The sequence below is a fragment of the Achromobacter sp. Root170 genome, assembly GCF_001428165.1.
GTDB lineage: Bacteria > Pseudomonadota > Gammaproteobacteria > Burkholderiales > Burkholderiaceae_B > Achromobacter > Achromobacter mucicolens.
This window is the reverse complement of the sequence record NZ_LMHN01000001.1, coordinates 695,420-717,016: the sequence shown is the minus strand read 5'-3', so window position 1 is coordinate 717,016 and position 21,597 is coordinate 695,420. Positions and strand designations below refer to the sequence as shown.

General features: G+C 67.0%; 20 protein-coding genes. 12 read left to right on the top strand and 8 right to left on the bottom strand.

Annotated features, from left to right (window positions below):
* Positions 1–2: 2 nt before the first annotated feature.
* The 3 genes from ASD87_RS03290 to ASD87_RS03280 are packed head-to-tail and all read left to right on the top strand — an operon-like array spanning position 3 to position 3,366.
* Positions 3–992 (top strand): ABC transporter ATP-binding protein, encoded by a 990-nt coding sequence (locus ASD87_RS03290; RefSeq protein ID WP_056317090.1) that lies wholly within the window; start codon positions 3–5, stop codon positions 990–992.
* The gene (locus ASD87_RS03285) at positions 989–1,969 is read left to right on the top strand and encodes an ABC transporter ATP-binding protein (protein WP_056317087.1); all 981 of its coding nucleotides are present in this window, start codon (positions 989–991) and stop codon (positions 1,967–1,969) included. The genes ASD87_RS03290 and ASD87_RS03285 overlap by 4 nt, the downstream gene beginning before the upstream one ends.
* Positions 1,966–3,366, top strand: coding sequence for a M20 family metallopeptidase (locus ASD87_RS03280; protein WP_056317085.1), 1,401 nt, complete (start codon positions 1,966–1,968; stop codon positions 3,364–3,366). The genes ASD87_RS03285 and ASD87_RS03280 overlap by 4 nt, the downstream gene beginning before the upstream one ends.
* Here the strand turns inward: ASD87_RS03280 and ASD87_RS03275 are convergent.
* Positions 3,350–4,264, bottom strand: a complete 915-nt coding sequence (locus tag ASD87_RS03275) for an MBL fold metallo-hydrolase (RefSeq protein WP_056317083.1) — start codon at positions 4,262–4,264, stop codon at positions 3,350–3,352. The two genes, ASD87_RS03280 and ASD87_RS03275, sit on opposite strands and share 17 nt — an antisense overlap.
* A gap of 197 nt (positions 4,265–4,461) precedes the next feature.
* Entirely contained in the window at positions 4,462–5,241 is a 780-nt protein-coding gene (locus ASD87_RS03270; protein ID WP_235512594.1) for a hypothetical protein, read from the bottom strand.
* Between the two features lie 98 nt (positions 5,242–5,339).
* On the opposite strand from ASD87_RS03270, the gene ASD87_RS03265 reads away from it, so the two are divergent.
* The gene (locus ASD87_RS03265) at positions 5,340–6,044 is read left to right on the top strand and encodes a hypothetical protein (protein ID WP_056317080.1); all 705 of its coding nucleotides are present in this window, start codon (positions 5,340–5,342) and stop codon (positions 6,042–6,044) included.
* A gap of 44 nt (positions 6,045–6,088) precedes the next feature.
* On the opposite strand, the gene ASD87_RS03260 is transcribed toward ASD87_RS03265, so the two are convergent.
* Positions 6,089–6,829: a hemerythrin domain-containing protein gene (locus ASD87_RS03260; protein ID WP_056317077.1), complete on the bottom strand. Its 741-nt coding sequence runs from the start codon at positions 6,827–6,829 to the stop codon at positions 6,089–6,091.
* A gap of 201 nt (positions 6,830–7,030) precedes the next feature.
* Between ASD87_RS03260 and ASD87_RS03255 the strand changes: the two genes are divergently transcribed.
* Together ASD87_RS03255 and ASD87_RS03250 are read left to right on the top strand one after the other, a co-directional pair.
* On the top strand, positions 7,031–7,522 hold the full coding sequence (locus ASD87_RS03255) for a hypothetical protein (protein WP_056317074.1): 492 nt from the start codon (positions 7,031–7,033) through the stop codon (positions 7,520–7,522).
* A complete protein-coding gene (locus tag ASD87_RS03250) occupies positions 7,519–8,919 on the top strand; it encodes a GAF domain-containing protein (RefSeq protein WP_056317071.1) in 1,401 nt (466 codons plus the stop codon). The genes ASD87_RS03255 and ASD87_RS03250 overlap by 4 nt, the downstream gene beginning before the upstream one ends.
* 63 nt (positions 8,920–8,982) lie before the next feature.
* Here the strand turns inward: ASD87_RS03250 and ASD87_RS03245 are convergent, their stop codons facing one another.
* A complete protein-coding gene (locus ASD87_RS03245; RefSeq protein ID WP_056317068.1) occupies positions 8,983–11,400 on the bottom strand; it encodes a mechanosensitive ion channel domain-containing protein in 2,418 nt (805 codons plus the stop codon).
* A 364-nt stretch (positions 11,401–11,764) separates the two neighbouring features.
* On the opposite strand from ASD87_RS03245, the gene ASD87_RS03240 reads away from it, so the two are divergent.
* Positions 11,765–12,739 (top strand): tripartite tricarboxylate transporter substrate-binding protein, encoded by a 975-nt coding sequence (locus ASD87_RS03240; RefSeq protein ID WP_056317066.1) that lies wholly within the window; start codon positions 11,765–11,767, stop codon positions 12,737–12,739.
* A 613-nt stretch (positions 12,740–13,352) separates the two neighbouring features.
* A complete protein-coding gene (locus ASD87_RS26840) occupies positions 13,353–14,297 on the top strand; it encodes a DUF6708 domain-containing protein (protein WP_156403372.1) in 945 nt (314 codons plus the stop codon).
* 52 nt (positions 14,298–14,349) lie between these two features.
* On the opposite strand, the gene ASD87_RS03230 is transcribed toward ASD87_RS26840, so the two are convergent.
* Positions 14,350–14,955 (bottom strand): TetR/AcrR family transcriptional regulator, encoded by a 606-nt coding sequence (locus tag ASD87_RS03230; RefSeq protein WP_056317060.1) that lies wholly within the window; start codon positions 14,953–14,955, stop codon positions 14,350–14,352.
* Positions 14,956–15,180: 225 nt separating this feature from the next.
* On the opposite strand from ASD87_RS03230, the gene ASD87_RS03225 reads away from it, so the two are divergent.
* Complete coding sequence (locus tag ASD87_RS03225) at positions 15,181–15,786, top strand: hypothetical protein (RefSeq protein WP_056317057.1); 606 nt, start codon at positions 15,181–15,183, stop codon at positions 15,784–15,786.
* A gap of 47 nt (positions 15,787–15,833) precedes the next feature.
* Here the strand turns inward: ASD87_RS03225 and ASD87_RS03220 are convergent, their stop codons facing one another.
* From ASD87_RS03220 to ASD87_RS03210, 3 genes are read right to left on the bottom strand one after another with little or no spacing between them, the layout of a single operon-like run.
* A complete protein-coding gene (locus tag ASD87_RS03220; RefSeq protein WP_056317053.1) occupies positions 15,834–16,151 on the bottom strand; it encodes a hypothetical protein in 318 nt (105 codons plus the stop codon).
* Entirely contained in the window at positions 16,141–16,647 is a 507-nt protein-coding gene (locus ASD87_RS03215; RefSeq protein WP_056317049.1) for a DUF523 domain-containing protein, read from the bottom strand. Before ASD87_RS03215 ends, ASD87_RS03220 begins: the two co-directional genes overlap by 11 nt.
* Positions 16,648–16,697: 50 nt before the next feature.
* Positions 16,698–18,626, bottom strand: a complete 1,929-nt coding sequence (locus ASD87_RS03210) for an NYN domain-containing protein (RefSeq protein WP_056317048.1) — start codon at positions 18,624–18,626, stop codon at positions 16,698–16,700.
* A gap of 112 nt (positions 18,627–18,738) precedes the next feature.
* Here ASD87_RS03210 and ASD87_RS03205 point away from each other — a divergent pair, with 112 nt between their 5' ends.
* The 3 genes from ASD87_RS03205 to ASD87_RS03195 all read left to right on the top strand — a co-directional run bounded on the left by ASD87_RS03205 (position 18,739) and on the right by ASD87_RS03195 (position 21,506).
* Positions 18,739–19,314, top strand: coding sequence for a GNAT family N-acetyltransferase (locus ASD87_RS03205; protein ID WP_056317047.1), 576 nt, complete (start codon positions 18,739–18,741; stop codon positions 19,312–19,314).
* A 213-nt stretch (positions 19,315–19,527) separates the two neighbouring features.
* The gene (locus tag ASD87_RS03200; protein WP_056317046.1) at positions 19,528–20,424 is read left to right on the top strand and encodes a motility protein A; all 897 of its coding nucleotides are present in this window, start codon (positions 19,528–19,530) and stop codon (positions 20,422–20,424) included.
* The gene (locus ASD87_RS03195) at positions 20,421–21,506 is read left to right on the top strand and encodes an OmpA family protein (protein ID WP_056317045.1); all 1,086 of its coding nucleotides are present in this window, start codon (positions 20,421–20,423) and stop codon (positions 21,504–21,506) included. Before ASD87_RS03200 ends, ASD87_RS03195 begins: the two co-directional genes overlap by 4 nt.
* The last annotated feature ends 91 nt before the right edge of the window (positions 21,507–21,597 follow it).

Genomic DNA, 21,597 nt, shown 5'->3' with positions numbered 1-21,597 from the left:
GCATGAATGGCACCGATATCGTCCTGGACGTGCAGGGCCTGACCGTCGACATCGCCACGCCACGCGGCCCGCTGCACGCGGTGCGCGATGTGTCCTTCCAGGTCCGGCGCGGTGAAACGCTGTGCCTGGTCGGGGAATCGGGCTGCGGCAAGTCGATGACCTCGCTGGCCATCATGGGCCTGTTGCCCAAGGCTGCCCGGCGCAGCACGCGCCGGCTGGCCGTGCTGGGCGAGGACCTGTCCAAGGCACGCGGCCGGCGCGTCAATGCGCTGCGCGGCAGCAAGATGGCGATGATCTTTCAAGAGCCCATGACGGCGCTCAATCCCGCCTACGCCATCGGCGAACAGCTCACCGAACACTACATCCACCACTGCAAGGCGAGCAGCCAGCAGGCGCGCGACCGCGCCGTGGAACTGCTGGAGAAGGTCGGCATCGCGTCGGCCGGCCAGCGTCTGGGCCAGTATCCGCACCAGTTGTCCGGCGGGCTGCGCCAGCGGGTGATGATCGCGATGGCGCTCATGTGCGGTCCCGAGCTGCTGATTGCCGACGAACCCAGCACCGCGCTGGACGTCACGATTCAAGCCCAGATCCTGCGGCTGCTGGCGGACCTGCAGGCCGAACTGGGCATTGCCATGGTGCTGATCACGCACGACCTGGGCGTGGTGGCGCGCATCGCCCGCCAAGTGGCGGTGATGTACGCCGGCCAGATCGTGGAAGAAGGCCCCGTGGCCGATATTTTCGCCACCCCGCACCATCCCTACACGCAAGGGCTGCTGGGCTGTATCCCCGTGCCCGGCCGCACGGCCCCGGGCGAGGCGCTGGGCACCATCCCGGGCGTCGTGCCGTCGCTGGTGGGCGAGCTGCGCGGCTGCGCCTTCGCCGATCGCTGCCGTTATGCGCAACCGCAATGCCGGCAGGCCGTTCCCATCCATGGCCAGGCCGCTGGCCAGCAATGGCGCTGCATTCTCAGCGCCGAAGGAGTCCCCGCATGAGCGCGCTGCTGCAAGCCGATGCCGTCAGCCGCCAATTCACGGTGCGCGCCGGCATGTTCCGCCCGCGGGCCACGCTGCACGCGGTCAATGGCGTGGACCTGGCCGTCGACCGGGGCGCGGTGCTGGGCATCGTTGGCGAGTCGGGCTGCGGCAAGTCCACGCTGGCGCGCATGCTGCTGGGTCTGACGCCGCCCACCGAGGGCAGCATCCGCCTTGAAGGCCAAGACATCCGCAAGATGGACCGGCGCGCCCTCGCCCGCCGCGTGCAACCCATCTTCCAGGACCCGTATTCGTCCTTGAACCCGCGCCGCTCCATCGCTTCCATCGTGTCGCTGCCGCTGGAGGTGCACGGCATCCCCAACCCGAAGATGCACAAGGCCATCGACATGCTGGAACGCGTGGGCCTGCCGCCGCGGCTGGCCCACAACACGCCCGGGCAGCTGTCGGGCGGCCAGCGCCAGCGCGTGGCCATCGCGCGCGCGCTGGTGATGCAGCCCGAGATCGTGATCTGCGACGAGCCGACCTCCGCGCTGGACGTGTCGGTGCAGGCGCAGATCATGAACCTGCTGATGGACCTGCGGCGCGACTTCAACCTGACCTATGTCTTCATCAGCCACAATCTGGCCGTGGTCGAACACATCGCCACCCACGTGGCCGTGATGTACCTGGGCCGCGTGGTCGAATCCGCGCCCACCGCCCGCCTCTTTCACGACCCGCGCCATCCCTACACGCAGGCGCTGCTGGCGTCGGTGCTCACCCCCGAGCCGGGGCTGGGCATCCCCGACATGGGCCTGGGCCTGTCGTTTCCCGACCCGCTGCATCCGCCGTCCGGCTGCCCCTTCCATCCGCGTTGCCAGCACGCCATGCCGCAATGCAAGACCGAACGGCCCGCGCTGACGCAGCGCGATGGGGCGCTCGTTGCCTGCCACCTCTACCCGACCCATTCCTCGACGTCCACCGGAGCTTCCCAGCCATGACCCGCGCACAAGCCATCGCCCAGGCCGAGCAGTGCTTTGATTCCGGCGCCTTCCGCACGCTTCTGGCGCGCCGGCTGGCGCTGCCCACGGAAAGCCAGAACCCCGAGCGCGCCGCCGTGCTGGCGGACTACCTGGAAGCGGAAATCCGGCCGGCGTTCGAAGCGCTGGGCTTTACCTGCCGCACCCTCACGCATCCGAAGGCGCTGGCCCCTTTCCTGTACGCCGAGCGCATCGAGGACCCGGACCTGCCCACCGTGCTGGGCTACGGCCACGGCGACGTGATCCGCGGATTGGAACGGGAATGGAAGGAAGGCCTGTCGCCCTGGGCGCTGACCGAGGCCGAAGGCCGCTGGTATGGCCGCGGCATCGCCGACAACAAGGGTCAGCACAGCATCAACATGGAGGCGCTGCGGCTGGTCCTGGAAACGCGCGGCAAGCTGGGCTTCAACGCCAAATACCTGATCGAGATGGGCGAGGAAACGGGTTCGATGGGCCTGCGCGAACTGTGCACCGAACATCGCGACCTCATGGCGGCCGACCTGCTGATCGCCTCCGACGGCCCGCGCCTGAGCGCCAACCGCCCTACCATCTTCCTCGGTGCGCGCGGCAGCCTGAACTTCGACCTCACCATCGAGGCGCGCGCCGGCGGCCATCATTCCGGCAACTGGGGCGGACTGATCTCCAACCCCGGCCTGCAACTGGCGCATGCGATCGCCAGCATCGCCACGCCCAACGGCCAGATCCGCATCCCGGAATGGGTGCCCAAGGAACTGCCGCCGGCCGTGCGCCGCGCGCTGGCCGACTGCGAAGTCGATGGCGGCGCGGACGGGCCTGAGATCGAACCCGACTGGGGCGAGCCGGGCCTGTCGCCCGCCGAACGCGTCTTCGGCTGGTGTTCGTTCGAGGTGCTGGCCTACAAGACCGGCAACCCGGACACGCCCGTCAACGCCATCCCGCCGCGCGCGTGGGCGCGCTGCCAGCTGCGCTTCGTGGTGGGTGTGGACCCGGACGACCTCATTCCGGCCCTGCGCCGTCATCTGGACAGCCACGGCTTTCCGATGGTTCAGATATCCCTGACCCGCGAAACCATGTTCCGCGCGACCCGCATCGACCCGGATGACGCCTGGGTGAGCTGGGCGGTGGCGTCGCTGGAACGCACTTCCGGCCAGAAGACCGCACTGCTGCCCAACCTGGGCGGCTCGCTGCCCAACGACATCTTCACCGACGTGCTGGGCCTCAAGACGATCTGGGTGCCCCACTCTTACCCAGGCTGCTCGCAGCACGCGCCGAACGAGCACCTGCCGCCCGATCTGCTGCGGCAGGGGCTCAGCCTGATGACGGGGCTGTACTGGGACCTGGGCGCGGGCGACACGCCCGAGATCAGAAATCCCAGATAACCGGCACCCAGCGGAACGCATCGCCTTCCTTCGCCACCCGGCCCACCGACGGGAACGGCAGATGCGCCGCCACGAGCAGCCCCTTGTTCTGGGCCAGCTCGTTGAACAGGGCAAGGCGAACCCGGGCCGACTCCACCGGATCGTGCTCGAAGCCGTTGTGCCATTCGGGATGATCGAACGCCACCGGGAACACGGCGTCGCCCGCAAACGTCAGGCGGTCGCCGTCCGAGATCAGATCGACGACACAGTGGCCGGGCGTGTGGCCGCCGGTCAGGCGCACGATCACGCCCGGGGCCACTTCCTTGCGATCCTCGAAGACCTGGATCTGGTCGCGGTACGTTTCATAGAAGCTGGTCGCCGTCGAGCGCAGCACGGCGGGCACCGGCTTGGGCATGACCGTCTGCGTAAAGTCCGGTGACGTCCAGAACGCCACTTCGGTGGCGTTGACATGGATGCGCACGTCCTTGCGCAGGCGCTCCTTCACGCCGGGGACCAGCAGTCCGCCCACGTGATCCATGTGCATGTGCGTGATGATCACGTCCGTCACGGATTCGAGCGCAATGCCCGCCGATTGCAGGCGTTGCGGAAACTGCCCCGCGCGCGGAAAGCCCGGGAACTGGCCGCCCAGCCCCGCATCGATCAGAATGGTCTGCTCGCCGCTTCGCGCCACCATCACGTTCAGCGGCCAGTCGAATGCGTCCGGCGGCATGTACATGTGGTCGAGCCAGTCGGCCAGATCGGCCGGATCGGCATTCGTGGCCATCGTCGAGGTGGGCAGCGGCAGCACCCCGTCGCTGACCACCAGCGCGTCGATGTCGCCGATCTGCACGGCATAGCGGGAAGGAACCAGATCGATGGCGGTCTGGGTGATGGGGTCCAAAGTGTCTGCGGAAAACATGGCGTTATCTCCTGGATGGCAGTCAGGCAGCGGCGCAGCGGGCAAGCGGCGCGCGCCGGGCGGGGTGGTACGAGTCGATCGACAGTGAAGGCATCGTAGGACCACCACCGCAGCCGCGGTAGACACAGCGCGGGAAGCACGATGTTGTGCGATGCGCACCAATGCGGATGGCGCATTGGCCCGCCGCGCAAACCTGCTCAATTCAACTCGGCGCCAATCTCCGAGTCCCGATACGCCACGGCGGTCATCGCCGTCAGCACAAAGATCACGCCAACGCACCCCACCGCGGCCAGCACACCCTGCAGGGCCTGAACGCCCACGTAGTCGTACAGCATCGGACGCAAGTCGTTGCTGGCGTGCGCGCCCAGGACCAGCAACGTGAGGAATGCCAGCATCAACGGCCACCGCGGATAGCGCATCGCGCCACGCACCGCGCCAAACCCATACGTGCCCGTGACCGCCGCGCGCGGCAGACTCAGGCCGTACACGGCCAATCCGTACAGCACGGGCAGCCACACCAATGCCAGCAATGCCATCAGCATGCCGTAGAACAATTCATCGTTGCCGCCGCCGATCAGCATGTAGAGGACATACGGAAGATCGCCCGTGGCGCGCGCGATCGCCATGCCGCCAACAGCCAGTCCGCCCAGCAACACGAAGTGCCGGGCCTCCGGGTTGCCGCCCCGCGCGTCGGCCGTGCGCGCGGTCTCGCCCAGCAATATCACCCGATGCCACGCGTACGTCGTGCGCGCGAAGGCGATCAGGCAGACGAGCGCCAGCGCAAGGATCAGCCAATCCTGAAGCCGATACAAGGGAGACACGACCAGCGCGAACGGCAGCGTCAGCACGAACACCGCCAACGACCAGGGGGCCGCGGCCAGCATCGTGCGGCCCTGTTGCCGGATGACGCTGGCGGTCGCCGCGACGAGGCGGCCTGCTCCGAGTTTGCTGGACACGAGACTCCCTTGCTCTGACATGGTGGGTCTCGTTTATACCGCACGCGGCGTGGTCAAACCGGGACAGGCGGCGCCTATCTCGGTTACCCTCGCGGACCATTCCTTTACGCCCTATCTTCATGAAGACAATTCCCCTTGCATTCGCCGCCGCTGCGGCCGCCCTGCTGCCTACGCTGGCCAGCGCCGCCTACACGCCCACCGACATTGAGCGCGCCGTTCTGGAATATGGCATCCGCGAAGAGCATGATGCGCTGCTTGCCGCCGATTGGCGCCTGCTGGGCCGGGTGATGGATTACTCGCGTGTGGACGCCCAAAAGATCTCGGACATCTACGCCAAGGGTCCGAACGACAAAGTGCCGCCCGTGATCGACGATTCCTTCGTGATCAAGACAACCATCGACGCTGCCGCCGCGAAAGCCGGCGTCGTCACCTTCGCCGGCACGCGCGGGGCCACCGTCCGCGCCATGCTGCCGGCCGGCGCCAAGCCCGCCGACGCCCTGCTGCTCAATTGCACCAAGCTGGCGTGGGCCGGTGGCGTTGCCACGTTCTCGCAATGCCAGGACTGGGCGCCGATCGCCGAGAAGACCGTCGCCACGTTTCGCGCCGACATCGCCGCATTCCTGCAAGGCAAGCCGGTCAAGAAATACGTGGCAAAGTTCGTCGTCGACTACTTCGTCGTCGCGGGCGACATGCCAGACAAGTCCGGCTGCCCTGACGACCGCAAGGCCTGCGACCAGGCGATCCGCAAGACCGACATGACGAGCGCCGGCTACCAGGCCGTCAACGAGCGCTTGCAGGCCGCAGGCGTGCAGACCGGACGGTAGGCCCCCAAGGCCCGGACCAATCGCAAAGCCAGGCTGGCGCGAATTCACGCTTCCAACGGAACGGGAATCTGATCCCGTTCCAACGCGCGCATCAGCCTGGTCCATTCCTGCGGCGTCAGGTGCGGCTGGATGGCCTGCAACACGGCCTCGAAGACCGGCGCCGGAACGGCCGTCTGCAGGCCGCCCAGCAACGCGGCCCGCTCGCCGGGCGTCATGGCCGGAATCATCCACCGCAGCACGCATAGGTTCTCGGCCGGCGGCAGCGAGGCCACGATGGCGCCCTCCAGCGCACGCAGTTCGTCGTCGCTGTAGCAGGACCACAGCGCCTGATTATGCTGGGACTCCTCCACGTGCATATGCACGAAATTTTCCCCCACGAACAACGCCAGCCCGCGGTACAGCCGCAGCGCGGCGTCCGTTCGTGCGGCGGCGTGCTGTGCGTCGCCCAGGCTCGCCACCGCCTCGCGCAACGCCGTGATCGCGGCCAGGTGTTCGGCATGCTCGCCAGCGACGCGTGCGCTGGAACCCGGACGCCGTGCTTCCATGGCGGGATGAACAAAGTCGTTCTCGTGCCCCAGATGGCTGGCGCACAGGTCCGCCAGCGCAAGCACGCGTTCACAGACCGCCCGCGTGGCGGCGGCGTCATGCACGTCGATCCGGCCAACGGCCAAGAGCGTATCCATCATCATGGCGCGCAGCGCCTTGTGGATGCCAACATAGATGTCCACGCGCGGCGCATCGGCGCCGGACGGCGGAAAGGACGGGGAAGCAATCAGGCAGTTCATGGAGTAGACCTTTTGTGCGGTGAAAAAGCGGGATCGCGCGTTGAGCAGTAATGAGAATGCCGGCCGCGGCGCCGGTCCAATCCCGAGCGCCAGCCAGCGAAGACAGTCTAGGAAAAGCCCGGGCCGCGCGTTGCTAAAAGTCTGTTAAGCAGCCTATGATTTCCGGCACGCCGACGTCCAACCGTCTTGAGGCCTCGCGCCGTGCCCAGACTGCCCGCCGAATGGAGCCTTAGCCTGCCCGCCCTGCCTTCGCTGCGGCTGGGCAGTTGCGATCTGGACGGCAATCCGCATGTCGGCCGCGCCCTGGCCGTTGACGCGCTGCCCGACGGCCGTCTGCTGGTGCTGATTGCCGAATGCGCCGCGCCCCGGGTGGTGGCCGCGGTGCGAGAAACCGCCCAGGTCGCCCTGCTGGCCACCTCTCCGCGCAGCAACCGCACCCTGCACGTCAAAGGGCATGACGCGCGCGTCGCGCCTGCGCAGCGATCCCACGCCGCCCTGCTGATGCTGCGGCGCGACACGCTGGCCCGCGAACTGGCCGACGTCGACGGCTTTGCCGGCGCGCCCTTCCTGGACCACTGGTACGGCATTGCGGCACACGCGATGACGGCCATTACCTTCAGCGTGGCGGGTGCGTGGAACCAGACGCCCGGGCCCGACGCCGGCCAGGCCATCGCGCTGGAGCCTGACGCATGAGCGCCCTGACACTGCTTGGGGTGCGCCGCATTCTGGACGGCGGCATTCCGCCCACGCTTTGCAGCGTGTCTGCCGACGGCATTCCCCACGTCAATCTGCTGTCGCACGTCGAGTACGTGGACACGAACCACGTCGCGCTGACGTTCCAGTTTTTCAACCAAAGCCGCAAGAACATTCTTGTCACGCGGCGAGCCAGCCTGATGGTCGAGGATCCCCGCTCCGGCGGCGGCTTGGGCCTGCAATTGCGCTATGTGCGCACCGAAACCGAAGGGCCGGTCTTCGAGCGGTTGCGGGCCAAGCTGGCGGGCATCGCCGCGCATTCGGGCATGGAGGACGTGTTCCGGCTGCGCGGCGCGGATATCTATGCGGTGCTGGACATCGCTCCCCTGCACCCGGGCGCGCCGCTAGCCACGCTGCAGCCGCGCTGCGATCTGGCGGCGGGTGCGCGCGCCGTTTCGGCCCGCCTGGCCGAATGCGGCGAACTTGCCCAACTGCCGCAGGTCGCTTTGGACGGACTGCGCCAGGATCTGGCCGTCCGGCACGCCATCCTGTGGCTGCTGGATGGGGATCGCCAGACGCTGTATGCGCTTGCCAGCATGGGCTACCCGCAGCAGGGAATCGGCGCCGAACTGCCGCTGGCCGAAGCGGGCCTGGTTGGCGTGGCCGTGCGCGAAGGCGTGGCGCTACGGATTGGCCATATGGCGCGCATGTACCGCTATGGCCGCACGCTGCATCAGATCGCCGTGGACAAGCACTGGGCGGGCGGCCAGCCGATCGCCCTGCCGGGCCTGGCCACGCCATGCAGCCAGCTGGCCGTTCCGCTGCGCGCGCGCGGGCGGACCGTGGGCGCGCTGCTGGTCGAAAGCGAAAGCGATCAGTTCTTTGGCTATGACGACGAAGACGCGCTGGCGGTGCTGGGCGCGCAGCTTGCGCAGACGCTGGTGGCGTTGCAACGCGCGGAACTGGACGCGGCGCCGCCCATGCCGACGCAGGACCGCGCCGATCCGCCCGGGCACGCATTCGGGAAGGGAGACCTGGGTGCAGGCAGGGATACGGGGCCTGCCCTGCATCTGCGCTATTTTCCCCGCGATGGCACGATCTTCATCGACGACCAATACCTCATCAAGGGCGTGGCAGGCGCCATCCTCTGGAAGATCGCCAACGACGCCCAGCGCACGGGGCGGTGGGACTTTTCGACGCGGCAATTGCGGCTGGSGGGCAGCTCGCTCGGCCTGCCCGACATCCAGGACAACCTGGGCGTGCGCCTGCTGCTGTTGCAACGCCGCCTGGCCGACTGGGGCGGCCCCCTGCAGATCGGCAAGGTGCGGCGCGGCTGCTATACGCTGACGGCGGCACGCGCGCTGCGGCTGGAATCCGCCGACGACGCGGCGGCATGATTCACGGGCAACGGCACCCGCCAGAGGTGTCGTTGCCCGTGCCGCGAAGGCTTTTCGATGGCCTTAGCTGCGCGCCGGCTCCGTGCGCGCGGGATCGGCTTCGGCCTCTTCGCGGGCCTCCAGTTCGTTGCCCAGCACCTCTGCCGAATCGGCGTTGGCCGTTTCCGGCTTCAAGCGGCGGCGCGTATGGCCCGCGGCGCGCGCGTCCCCGCCCTCGTCGGGCCGTTCGGCCTGCAGGTGCACGTTGGCGGGCGGCGCAAAGCCGCGCTTGTCCTGCCCGAAGTACACCACCGTGTGCGGGTACGGCAGCTCGATGCCGGCGGCGTCGAAGTGCTTCTTGAGCAGCCGGTTGTAGCCGCGCTGCACCGCCCACTGCATGCCGGGGGTGGTCTTGATGAGGATGCGGATGGTCACGCCCTTGTCGTTGACCGCCGTGACGCCCGCCACGGTCATTTCTTCCAGGATCTCCGGTCCCAGCACCGAATCCGTCATCAGTTCGGCGAAGGCCGCGCGCAGATGCTCGATCGCGTCATCCACGCTTTCGCGGTGCGCAATGGTGTATTCGCCCAGGTGATACGAGAAGTCACGCATGTGGTTGGCCACCACGTCCACCGACGAGAACGGCACCAGATGGTAGCCGCCGTCCAGCGTGCGGATGCCGACCGAACGGATGGTCATCTTCTCGACCGTGCCGAAAACGCCTGCCACCTGCACCACGTCGTTCTCGTTCATCCCGTTCTCAAGCTGGATGAAGACCCCGGTGATGATGTCCTGCACCAGCTTCTGCGCGCCAAAACCGATGGCCAGGCCCACCACGCCGGCGCCCGCGATCAGCGGACCGACGTCGATGCCGATCTGCGAAAGCAGCACCATCAGCGTCATGGTCACGATGACGATCAGCGCGGCGTTGCGGAACAGCGCCAGCAGCGTGCGCTCGCGCGCGCTCGGCATGCCCCGCTCTTCGCTCTGGCTCAGGCGGTGCTCGATGATGCTGGCAATTACCGTCCACGCCAGCATGGCGATCAGGAGGACGATGACGATGTTCAGCACCACCTTGATCGCGGCGGCGCCGGCGTCCGACGCCAGCCAGCGCGACAGGTCAAAGGCCCGCCACGCGTCCAGGATCAGCAGCACGATGATGATGCGGATGATCCAGCCCACCACCTTCAGCGCGGCCGGCACGTAGGCGTTGACGCGCGCTTCCAGCAGCGGCAGCCGCCGGCGCAGGTCGTCCGACAGGCGGATCGGCTTGGACAGCATGGCATTGAGCAGCAGGATCAGCAGGCTGCCCACGCCGATGACCAGCAGCGTCTGCGCCGTGGCGCGGGCCATGAAGGGCAACGCGTCCGTCGGGTCGACCTGGCTGACCACCAGCAGGATGGTGAAGTAGACGATGCCCAGCACGTGCCAGATGCGCGACAGCAGGCGCAGGCGCGATCCCATGAACGTGGCCGCGCCGGCCGCGCGGCGGTCCAGGCGTTCGCGAACGGCCTGCCGGTTCTGCCAGATGACGCGCACCGCGTAGATGTACACCGCCAGCATGATCAGCATCGTCGTCAGCCGACCCAGCGCGGGCGACAGCGCCGCCGCCATCACGGGACCGACCACCAGCGTGCCGTAACCGGCCGCTGCCACGATGCGCACGAGCCACGCGTTCCAGTACTTGGCCAGTTCGTCAGACATCGGCAACAGGCGCAGATGCGGATGGCGCACGGCGAATACCGTGCGGATCAGCACCTTGACGATCTCCACCGCCACGAAGGCCTGCAGAAACAGCGAGGCCAGCCCGTCCAGCGTGCCGCGCCCCGGCGTGGTCCAAAGCGCCGCCGCGCCGCCCGCCATGGCGGCCAGCAGGACGACGGCCACGTCGATGGCCAGCGCGCCGATGATCGCGCCTGCGCGGCGCGCCAGCACCTTCATGGACGCCGGCTTGCCGCGCGCGGGCGGCGTGCCGGTTTCGCAACCCTGCTCGGCAACCCAATGGTCGATCCGCGTATAGATGCGCATGGCGATCATGCGCAGCAGGATGAAGGCGATGATGGTGGCGATGGCGGCCATCGCCAGCGGCAGCAAGGCGCTACGCGCCTCGCCGCTGTCCATGCGCAGGTTCTGGCCCGACGCCAGCGCGCGCAGGTCGTCGGCACCCTGCCCCATGTCGGCCGCAATGCCGGTCAGGAAACGCTGGACGCCGTCGGCCATGCGCTCTTGCAGGCTCGGTTCGGCCGGCGTGGCGGGAACTGGCTTGGCGGGCGCCGCGCGCGATGGCGCGTTGCCCGCCGGCGCCTGTTTGTCTCCTGCCGCCTGCGACCGAAGCTGGTCGATCAGGGCCTGGCGGGCTTCGGGGTTGTCCAGCAGATCCGCCAACGCGGCGGGGGTCAAGGCCGAAGGCGTGGCTGCCGGCTCCTGCGCCGACGCAGCCGGCAGCAGCGGGAACGCGGCCACCGCCGGGGCCTGCCACAGGAACGACAAGCAACTGAGCATCGCCGCCAGCAGCCAGGCCGCCAGCCATGGCCTTTCCCGTCTGCGCCGCCAGGAGACGGCGGCATGATGGCGGGTCGGAAGGGAGTGCGATGCTGTCGTTGCGGATCGAACCACTAATAAATCTCCTCTGCGATCAGGGCATGGATGCCAGGGCAAAAAAAAAGCGCCGGCGACCGGAGTCGCGGCTTGGTCACTGGCACATGATAAAGCCCATGGTCTGTCCCCTTTGGCGGCGGCCTTATCGCCGCAAGCAATAAACAAGCGGCGATTAATTCGTTGGTGCGGGCGGAGCCATTGATTAGAGTCCAACGCCGTCCTACCCGCGCCGCAATCCGGGCGGCGCGCCCAACCACGAGTCCGCTTCATGACCCCCCGATTCCAAGCTGCACGCCGCAACACCCTGCTCGCCCTTGCCCTGGCCGCCATCGGCATGGCCACCGCGCACGCCGACCAACGCGTCATCCGCATCGTCGTGCCCTACGGCACCGGCGCGGTCCAGGACACCATCGCTCGCGCCATCGGCGATGAACTGGGCAAGGCCCTGGACGCCTCGATCGTGATTGAAAACCGCGCCGGCGCCGGCGGCACCGTGGGCACCGCCCAGGTCGCCCGCGCCAAGCCCGACGGCAACACCCTGGTCCTGGCCGCCGCCAGCCACAACATCGCCGGATATCTGTACAAGAACCTCAGCTACGACCCCGGCAAGGACTTCACCGGCGTCGCCTACATCGGCAACACCGGCTACATCATCCTTGCGTCCGCGTCGCTGAACGCCAGGAACACGGCCGAATTCATCCAGGCCGTCAAGGCCAAGCCCGGCGCCTACGACTACGCGTCCGCTGGCAACGGCAGCGCCTCGCACTTGGGCATGGCGTCGTTCCTGACGGCCGCCGGCGCGCAGATGCAGCACATTCCCATGAAGTCCACGGGCGACGCCGTGACCGAACTGCTGGCCGGCCGCGTCCAGGCGGTCACCGCCGCCACCATCGGCGTCACCGCCTACCGCAACGACCCGCGCGTCACGTTCCTGGCCTACACCGGCAAAACCCGCTCACGCTTTGCCCCCGACCTGCCCACCGTGGCCGAAAGCGGCCTGCCCGGCTACGCCTTCGACTCCTGGCTCGGTCTGCTGGCCCCGGCGGGCATCTCCACCGCCGACCGCGACCAGATCAACGCCGCCGTGAACAAGGTGCTGGCCGACCCCAAGGTGCAAGCCCGCCTGGCCTCGCTGGGCGTCGAAGCCGAAGCGAAGTCGGCGGCGCAGTTTCAGGAATTGCTGAACGCGGATTTTGAAGCGGCCGGGAAGGTGGTGGCGGCGTCGGGGGCTCGGGTGGAGTAACTGCCGCTCACTCGCAAGATTGGCATTGCAACCCTGGCCCGGGGCCATGGCCGGGGTTTTCATACTGGCGCACTGCTGCGCCTGCGCACGCATATCAATCGAACCTTGCCCATGACACTTGGATTGATAGCGGACTCGAGGATTCTACAAATCAGACCCTCTCATTCGCAGTTTCGAACTATTCAAATGTCCAAGGGGTTCGTACCGCCTTAGATTGAACGTCCTTTCGTTCAATCACCGAGTGAAGCTCATGGCGCAAGCAACGACTGATCGGATGCCTGAGGCGTCCAGATCGATGCCCCCCCATACCGTGAACTTTAAAAAAGCGCTGGGTTCCATTCGCCCGAATGAAAAACGCCTGGGCAAAGCCATCTCCCCACCGCCTTGCGAACGCGGTGTGCCCCTGTATCCGCTGCGCTATGGCGGCTGGTCAATCCAGATGCAAAAGATGCCAGGGTGGAACTCGAGTATCTGTATTTCCCGGACCCTGATTCGCAACCTGACATAGCGTTGCGGCAACCGCACGCGCCAAAGCCATTGCAGTTCTCGTCGGGCGGATGGCTGTCTGACCCGATCAGTTCTGCGCTACTCGAACCTGTCCGGAGGACAAGTAATGGCTGACACCAAACGCCTTCCGAGAAGTCTCCGATTCGGCGGTACGCCTCTGTACCACCACCAGCCATCGGGAGAGCATCCTCAGCCGGACGGGGTGAGGCGAGTCAATGAGCGATGTGTCGAACTCGAAACGTACGCAAACTTTACGCAAAGTGGGGCCGCCAGACATATCGGGCTCGGTGCGGTGGTAGCGATCGCAGGGGTGATCTTGATGATAGCCATTTTGAACGAGAAGAATTCGAATTTCGAAAATTATCTTTCGATTATTATGGCTGCACCTGCACTGCCTGCTGTCACAACGCTGATTTATTTCGCGAGTGGAGCACATCGAACTCGTGGTGCTTATGTTCGAATTAATAGGCGTACTCAGAAGCTGTATTACGTCTTTCCCAGGAGTAAACGACTTCACGTTATCGACTGGGCTCACGTCGAGGCTCTGGCCGGCTACATCCCGATATTTTCAGGCACTATCAATACGTCAAGACATCCGCTGTACCTATTAGGCGTAGATTTAGCCATGACCCCACCCACCGAAATCTGTGTGGCATGTGGAAACCTTGGGGTGGCGGTCGGTGACCGGTCCGCCAAGGCGCTGTGGGCCTATCTTCAAGCCTTTATGGCCCACGGCCCCGAAGGTTTACCTGAACCTGCGCCGCTGCCTCCTCGGCTAACCCGCAAACAGGAAGCCCTCCAACCGTACCGGGAGTGGTATGCAGGATTGCGTCGCAGAATCGCGAAGCCCTATGGTTTATTGAAAGCGCCGATTACTATCCCACTTTCGCTCGGCGGGCTATTGATCCACGCTATCCCGGACAGCGTGGAGGCCTTCGTTCAATACAACGTCCCTTACGCGCAGTTCCCTGCTGAGATCGACCGGTTGTGCGGCTTCGAAGATCCGCGCACCCAGGACATTTGCGTTAACAGCGAACAAATCGAACCGTGACGCGCATTCTCCCGAAACGCCCGGCCCATGACCTGTCATTGGCCTGTAAAGCTCACCTTCTGCGCATCCCGTCCAGCAGCAGATCCGTCATGAACTCGGCCAGCGCTTTCTGCGTGGCGGCGTCGGGGAGCTGGCGGGTGAAGCGTTCGATGATGCCCATGAGGGACTGGCCGAACCACTCGGGCGAAATTTCCGGGCGGAACAGGCCTGCCTGCTGCTCTGAGCGGACGTTGTCGGCGATCAGGGCCACCAATTCGTCCTTGAGCGCTTCGGCGGCGTCGGCCTGGAAAAAGCCGATTCGCGTGAGGTTGGGGTCTTCCTGCAAGATGGCAAGCAGTGTGCCGATGCCTTGCCGGATGCGCGCAACGAGTGCCGCGCCTTCGAGGTCGCCGGGCAAGCGGGCCTGGCTGATGGCCTGGCGGAGCCGTTGGGCAAACAGGCCCACCAGCTCGTCATAGGCGGCCTGCTTGCTAGTGAAGTATTGATAGAACACGGGCTGGGTCACCCCGGCGCGGGCGACGATATCGCTGACGCGGGTGTGCTGGAATCCCCGCTCGGCGAATTCCGCCGCGGCGACGGTCAACAGTTGCCGCCGCGTGCGTTCACCCTTGGTAAGACGCTTGTCCTGCGGTGCCGAATCGGGTAGTGCCGTGATCATCGCGGAAAAGTACTACCGATCCCTGCTTTGCGCTACCGAAGGCGACGCAGACTGGCCGCGCGCTGGCCATTTCGGCTTGCAGCCGTGCCGCCGTCAGACGCCTGAAATCACTTGAAATTCCCGTAGCGATTCTGGACATACCGCCGAGGCGCCGGCGCAGTACAGTACGGCTATCGTCCGGCCTGATGGCAATCTGCCCATGCCGGACGGCCTTGGAGCAAGATCATGAAGCGGTTTGTGGGCCGGGCGGTTGTTGTGGGATTGGCGCTGGCGGTTGCCAGCGCCCCAGCAATGGCTGGCGGGCGTGGCGGGAATTGGGGCGGTTATGGTGGTGGCTACGGCGGCGGTCATGGTGGCGGCTACCACCATCACCACGGCGGCGGTGGCAGCAGTTCCAGCGGCTGGTGGATTGGCGGCGCCTTTGCGCTGGCGTCGATCGGGCTGCTGCTGGCAGCCAATTCAGGGCCTTCCTACGTGCAGACCGGGGTTTATTCCTCTGGGGTCGGCTATACGAGCCCGCCGCTGTATGCCGCGCCCGTATATGGGACGACGGTCTATGAAGCCGCGCCGGTCTACACCGCCCCGGTTTACGAAGCACCGCCGGTTGCGTATTCCACGCCGGTCCCGCAGTACGCGCCGGTGCAATACGAGCCCGCGCCCCCGGTCAATGCCGCCCAGGCGAACGCCACCACGGACTGCCAGCGTTGGGCCATGAACCAGAGCGGTTACGATCCCGCCACCATCACCCAATGGACCACCCAGATCATGGTGGACACCTACAACCGCGCGCTGGATTCTTGCATGACTAGCCGCGGATATCGCGCAAACTGACAGGCGCGGTGTCGGGGATACCGGCCGGCGCGCTCGAACGGCACGCTTCAGCGGCGCCAACCGCGCCAGGCAAAGATCAAGCCGACGGCCAGGAGCACACCCGCCGGCAGCACCCAGACGAATCCCGAGTCCGTATAGACGACCTGTTCGATCGGATCGTAGTAGCGGCCCAACTCGTTGAACTCCCACCGCAAATACTGCGCGTACCAGGCGTAAAAGAAGACGGCGGACAGGATCAGGCTTGCCATCGCGGCCACGCGGGCGAACGCGACGCCGTGATGGTTGCGAACGATGCCCTTCCAGGCCAGGTAGCCGCATCCGGCTACCCCGGCCAGCACCAGCCAGTCACCCGCCTCAGCCAGCATCGCCTGCCTCCAGTTCGGCCAGGAACGCCGCCGCTTGAGCCCACTGGTGTTCGCTGAAGACGTACAAGCCTGCACCGCGCAGCAATTGCGCCGTCACGCCCACACCGGGCTGCCGGCGGACTGCAAAATGGCCGTCGTAGACGTAGCCGCTTCCACAGGACGGACTGCCCTCTTTGAGCACGGCGATGCGGATGCCGTGGGCCTGCGCGGCTGCCAACGCTTCGCGCGCCCCGTGCACGAAAGGCGCCGTCACGTCGTCGCCCGTCACGGCGACAACGCGCGCGTGGCCCGCCAGCACCGAGGCCGCGTCCCTGCCCGGCTCGATTTCCGCCGGGGGCCGGGGGATCGGCATGCCGCCGGCTACTTCGGGACAGACCGCCACGACACGCCCTTCTGCGAGCCAGCGGGTCAGGACCGCACCGCCTTGCGGCACCCCGCGACCGTCGTAGCGCACGGGGTTTCCCAGAAGGCAGGAGCTGACCAGAACGGGTTGCATTTGGGATAGGAGCCAAGCGTGACGGGCGGCGGTCCGGGATGTCCTTGCGGTCAGGCCGAATCGGCCTTCTTTACGGCCTTGCGCGGCGCGGTCTTGCGAGCCGTTTTGCGCGCCGGCTTGGCCGGGGCAGCAGTGTCGGCGCCGATGTCGGCGGCAGGCGTCGACGACGGCGCCGGCTGGGCGGACTGCGCCGGGGCCGAGGCGTTCGGGCGCTCGGGCGCTCCCTGCGTCTCGGCCGCCGCCTCAGTCTTCGCCGCCGTCTTGCGGGCGCCCCGGGCGGGTTTGGCAGCGGACTTGGCCGCGGATTTCGTGGCGGGCTTGGTGGGCGCGGCATCCGAAGCGGCGTCCGAAGCGGCATCGGAAGCGGCTTCGGAAGCGGACCCGGCCGTTCCTCGGCGCGCCCCGGCGAAGGGATCCGAGGCCTCGCCCCGGCGTTCGCGTTCCGTTTTGGCGGGCGGCGCCACGAACATCCATTCGGAAACGTTCACGACGGGCGGCGGGCCAGAGACAAGTGCCGATTGCGGCAGCGGGGGCATCGGCCGCATCAAGGGGGGCGCCGTGTCGGCGGCTGGCCTCTCTTTGGGAGCCTGTCCTTCTCCCGCAGCCGGCCCTTCCGAGGCCGCTTGGTTTTCAGGCGCAGCCTGCCCGCCGGACGATTCCGTCACCGCGGATGCCCCACGCGCTTCAGCCGAACCCTGCAGCCCCGAGCCCGCTTCGGCGTGCCCGGGCTGAGCCGATTGCCGCGCGTCGTCGCTGCCTCTCGCGCCCCGCCCCCGGCGGCCCGAACGTCCTTGCCGCGCGCTGTCCTTCTGTCCGGCATGGCGCGCCTGCGGGGATTCTTCCCCAGGCGCTGCGCCCGCCCCCTGACCCGGCGCCTGCGACACGTCCACCTCCGTGCCGCCTTCGGTCTGCTCCGGCGCGTCGGGCTGCTTCCAGGCATCCGCGCCTTCGGCAAGCGCCTCGGGCGCTGCCCCGGTCTCGTCCCGATCGGCGCCCTCGCCCTGCGAACCCGCCGCGCGGCCGCCCTCGGCCTTGCGGCCACCGCGCGACTTGCGGGCATTGCGTCCGCCAGCGGCCGGCGCTTCCCCGTTATCGGTCACAACGTCGGCCGGCCCGGCGCCGTGCGCCTGCCCGCCCCGGATCGTAGGCGCGTCGCCCGTGCTGTCGCGGTACACGTACGTGCCGGACTTCTCTTCGCGGCCGACTTCCAGAAAGCCGCGCGACTGCGCTTCTTCCAGCAGGTTGCCGAACGCGCGAAAGCCATAGTAGGACTCGTTGAAATCCGGCTTGCGGCGCTTCAAGGCGTCTTTCAGGGCCGACGCCCAGATCTTGCCGCTGTCGCCGCGTTCGGCCATCAGCGCCTCGAAGGTCTCGACCACCATCTCGACGGCGCGCGTCTTGCGCGCGTCCTGCTCTTCCTTGCGGCGGCGCTCCTCGTCGGGCGAGCGGCGCTGGGCGCTGGCGCCCCGGGTGTCGCGCCGTGCCTCGGCGGTGCGCTGGCCTTCACGGGCCAGATCGTCGTAGAAGATGAATTCGTCGCAGTTGGCGATGAGCAGGTCCGAGGTGGACTGCTTGACGCCCACGCCGATGACCTTCTTGTTGTTCTCGCGCAGCTTGGACACCAGCGGCGAGAAATCGGAGTCGCCGCTGATGATGACGAAGGTGTTGACGTGGGACTTGGTGTAGCAGAAGTCCAGCGCGTCCACGACCAGGCGGATGTCGGCCGAATTCTTGCCCGACTGACGCACGTGCGGGATTTCGATCAGTTCGAAATTGGCCTCGTGCATGGGCGCCTTGAATTCCTTGTAGCGCTCCCAGTCGCAATAGGCCTTCTTGACGACGATGCTGCCCTTGAGCAGCAGGCGCTCGAGCACCGGCCGGATGTCGAACTTCTGGAATTTGGTGTCGCGCACACCCAGCGCCACGTTCTCGAAGTCGCAGAAAAGCGCCATGCTGACGTTTTCGTTGGGGTTGTTCATGTTCTCTCCAATGCCACGGTCGCCAGGGCCAAGCCAGGCCTCGGCGACCGCCAGAATCCGCCCATGATATACATATCCGCTTGATCTTCTCGTCCGCCATCCTCTGCCCACCATGCCAGACGCCCTGCCGCCCGCCGAACTCCTGACCGACCGCCTGGTACTGCGCCCCCTGTCCCTGGACGATGCGGACGCCATCCAGCGCACGTTTGCCCAGTGGGAGGTCGTGCGCTTTCTGGCCGACAAGGTGCCCTGGCCTTACCCGGCCGACGGGGCACGCCAGTTTCTGGTGAACGCCGCGCTGCCGGCCATGCGCCGCGGGTCGCAGTGGCATTGGTCGATCCGCACGCGCGCGCTGCCGGACGAGCTGATCGGCGTCGTCAGCCTGATGGAGGATGACCCTGACAACAACCGCGGCTTCTGGCTGGACCCTGCCCACCAGGGGCGCGGTTACATGACCGAAGCCAGCGCCGCCGTCACCGCCTACTGGTTCGGCGTGCTGGGCAAACCCGTTCTGCGCGCGCCCAAGGCCATCGCCAACACGGCCTCGCGGCGGATCTCGGCGCGCAGCGGCATGCGGCTGGTGGGCACGGAAGAGCGCGGCTTCGTCAGCGGCCGCCATCTGGCCGAGATCTGGGAGATCACCCGCGAGGAATGGCTGGCGCAGCAGGACGCCGTGGCCAAGCCGTAGACCGTCCCCGTTTTGCGCCCGGCGGCTGCGTTCGGCTAGTCGGACGGCCGCCAGGCAGCCGCAAGCAAATCGCCCGCCTGACTGGCGGATTAAGCCGGCGCTTACCGCCTATTTCGCCCCGCTTTCCGGCGAATTGATCGGGGCGTTCGCTGGCTAGAATTCCCGACAATCCGGCTTTCCGCGCGTGGAATGCCATGTTCTCGGGCAAGATCCATGAATCCGTCTACCGTCATCGGCGCCGTTGTCGGCCTGCTCACGCTCATCATCGTCGTGGCGCTTTCCGCCAACGACGCCAGCATGTATTTCAACCTGCCCGGCCTGGCGATCGTGCTGGGCGGCACCTGCGCGGCGCTGTTCATCGCCTACCCGCTGCAGGAAGTCGTGCGCGTCTTCAAGCTGGTGCGCACGGTGTTCCGCAACGACCAGCACGACCAGCAGCGCGACATCGAAGAGCTGGTGTCGATGGCGCAGCTCTGGATGAACGCCGACGTGCATAAGGTCGAGCACGAGCTCAAGAAGGTGTCGAACCCCTTCCTGCGCACGGGCGTGCAGCTGATCATCGACAACACGCCCGAAGACCAGATCATCGAACTCCTGAAGTGGCGCGTGGCCCGCCTGCGCGCCCGCGAACAGGCCGAAGCCCAGATGTTCCGCGTGATGGCCACCTTTGCCCCGGCCTTCGGGATGCTGGGCACGCTGGTCGGCCTGATCAACCTGATGGGCGTCCTGGGCGACGGCAGCATGCAGACCATCGGCCAGCAACTGGCCATCGGCCTGATGACCACGTTCTACGGCATCCTGCTGGCCAACCTGGTCTGCAAGCCGATCGCGTTGAAGCTGGAACGCCGCACGGCGCGCCGCGTCGAGTCCATGAACATGGTGCTGCAAGGGATCTCGATGATGTGCGAGAAGCGCGGCCCGGCCATGGTGCGAGAGACCCTGAATTCCTTCGTCATGCACGTCGAGGACGAAATCTATGACGGCGGCGCCGACGCCAAGCCCAAGGCCAAGACCAAGACCGAAGGCCAGGTCAAGCCGGCTGCAACCGCCCCCGGCGCCACGGCCGCCGCCCCCGTGTCCATCGCCCGTCCCGCTGCCGCGCGTCAATGAGCCTGATTTCCCGTTCCCTTGCGCAGCGGATCGAGCAGGCCCGCCAGGCGCAGCTGCGCGCGCAAAAGGCGGCCGCCGCCAGCGGCTGGCGGCCCAGCGACAGCGATCGCCAGGACCGCTATGCGCGCTGGCACGTCGAGGATGCCGTCGAGCAGGATTCCGAGAACTGGCTGCTGAGCTACCTTGACCTCATCACGCTGCTGCTGGCGATGCTGGTTGTGATGCTGGCGGTTGCACTGAACGGCGGCGGCTACGCCAAGTCCGAAGCGCCCGTGGAGCTGGTGGGCACGCTGGCCGCGAGCGGCTTGCCCAAGTACGACGGCGAGTATGCCGAGTTCGAGACCGTGCAGATCCCGGCCAGCTGGACCGAAGCGCCCGCAGCCGCCACGGCCACCGCGGCAGCCGCGCCCGCCCCGGCCGATGACGAGGTCGTGGTGGCCGAGGCCGCCAAGCCGCTGACCGCCCCGTCCAAGGAATCGCTGGGCCTGGCGGATCTGGGCAATTCGGTGGATGTGATCGTCAATGAACAGTCGGTCAGCTTTCGCATCAGCAACGAACTGCTGTTCGCCTCGGGCCAGGCCACCCTCAGCAACGAGGGCCTGAACGTGATCAAGCGCCTGGCCGGCATCCTCAACAAGAACGACTACCAGGTGTCGGTCGAAGGCCACAGCGACCCGGTGCCCATCCTGACCAAGCAGTTCGCCTCGAACTGGGAGCTGTCCAGCAGCCGCGCGACCAGCGTGTTGCGCGAACTGGTGCGCGACGGCGTGGCGCCGCAACGGCTGCGCGCGGTGGGCTACGCGGAGACGCGCCCGATCGAGTCCAACGACACGGCCGCCGGCCGCGCCGCCAACCGCCGCGTCGAGCTGATCATGGACATCGCGCCGCCCCAGGCCAAGACCGCCGCCCCTCAGGCGCCCGCCGCGGGCAAGGCGGCCGAAACGTCCCAGGCCGCCGCGCCCGCGGTTAACGCGGCAACGCCGGTCGCCAAGACGGCGGGCGGCAAGACGTCGGCCACGAACGCAAAGCCCGCTGGGAATGCCGCGAAGGCCCCGGCGTCCGCCGCGCCGGCCCAGTCTTGATCGCGTCTGCGATCCCTTTTCAGAAACCGGCGCAAGCCGGTTTTTTATTGGCCCGCCCCCGTTCGCGAACGAGGTGAAGGACGAGCGATGT